This window comes from Pseudomonas arcuscaelestis, from assembly GCF_016881005.1.
Taxonomy (GTDB): domain Bacteria; phylum Pseudomonadota; class Gammaproteobacteria; order Pseudomonadales; family Pseudomonadaceae; genus Aquipseudomonas; species Aquipseudomonas arcuscaelestis.
Genome location: NZ_JACOPV010000049.1, coordinates 1 through 1,382 on the forward strand (window position 1 = coordinate 1; position 1,382 = coordinate 1,382).

Consider the following 1,382-nt stretch of genomic DNA (forward strand, 5'->3'; position numbering starts at 1 on the left):
AACGTATCGAGCTTCTGGGTCAATGGTGTGCAGGGGGTGTTGATCTTGTCTGTGGTGGCTGCGTCCAGCGCATTGAATCGTGGAGCCCGCTCATGAACCCGCGTGCGTTGTTGCCGCTGACCTTGCCGTTGGTGTTCGTGCTGATCGTTGTGGTGTTTGCCCTACAGGCACCGGGTTTTCTGAGCAGCGGCAACCTGAAAAGCCTGGTGCTGAACAACTTCGTATTGCTGGCGATTGTCGCCATCGGCATGACCTACGCGGTGGCGGCCGGTGGCATCGACCTGTCGGTGGGCACGGCGCTGGATTTTGCCAGCTTCAGTTTCGTGGTGCTGCTCAATGGCGGGCACGGCTGGGCGTTCGCGGCCACGGGTGCGCTGGTTGCGGCGCTGCTGGTGGGGGTGGTGAATGCGGGGCTGATTGCCGGGCTGCGGATCAGCCCGTTCCTGGCGACCCTTGGCACACTGTTTATCGGTACCAGCGCGCAGCAATTACTCTCGGATGGCGGCCAACCGATCTATATCGCCCAAGGCTTGAAGCCTGAACTGACCGGGCTGACGCCATTGTTGGTGGTCTTGGGGTTGGCGCTGTTTTACGGCCTGGCCCTTGCGCGCGGGCGCCTGGGCCGCGAGTTGCTGGCCCAGGGCACCCAGCCGTTGCTGGCGTATTACTCTGGGCTGTCGGTGCGGCGCGTCGTCACCGTGGTGGCGCTGGCGACCGCGTTGGCGTGTGGGGTGGCGGGGGTGTTGCTCAGCTCGACAGTCAGCGCGTATGTGCCGTTGTCTGGCAACGCCTTTTTGCTGAATGCGATTGGCGCAGTGTTTATCGGCACCACCTTGAGCCGACAGGGCCGGGCGAACATTCCCGGCACCCTGTTGGGCGTGCTGTTTATCAACGTGATCGCCAACGGCCTGCTGCTGATCGGCTGGAACTTCTACTGGCAGCAGGTGGCGACCGGCGTGCTGATTTTTGCGGTGTTGGCCTTCAGCTTTGCCAGTCGGCGCGTGTTGGAGCGGCACTGATCCGGGTTATTGTGCCTTGATCAGCGTGTTGCGCATCTTGGTGCCGTTGCTGTCGCTTTGGCTGGTGAAGAAGTAACCGTAGTCCTGCAAGTAAAACGCGGTGCTGGTGGCCCTGTATTTTTCGCCGGTGACGCTGCAGTTTAGCTCCTTGGCCGTGCCGCTCAGGTCGCCGTTGATTTTGCTGGCGGGCAGCTCGCGTTTCACCACGCACCGGGCGTTGCGGATCAACTCGCGATCGTCCTGGGTGGTGGTGCGGCTCATTTCTACGGTGCTGTAGCCCAGGGTGGCGCCCACCGGCATCTGCTGCCAGTCGCCAATAAAGCTCAGTTGCTGCAGGTGGCTGGCGGCCGAGGCATTGATCCC

The 1,382-nt window shown here is 62.2% G+C and carries 1 protein-coding gene and 1 pseudogene; one reads left to right on the top strand and one right to left on the bottom strand.

The features are described from left to right. The first annotated feature begins 92 nt into the window (after positions 1-92). Complete coding sequence (locus H8F21_RS29110) at positions 93-1,019, top strand: ABC transporter permease (RefSeq protein WP_159959873.1); 927 nt, start codon at positions 93-95, stop codon at positions 1,017-1,019. Between the two features lie 6 nt (positions 1,020-1,025). Here the strand turns inward: H8F21_RS29110 and H8F21_RS29115 are convergent. Beyond that, positions 1,026-1,382, bottom strand: a pseudogene (locus H8F21_RS29115) (hypothetical protein); the annotation flags it as partial.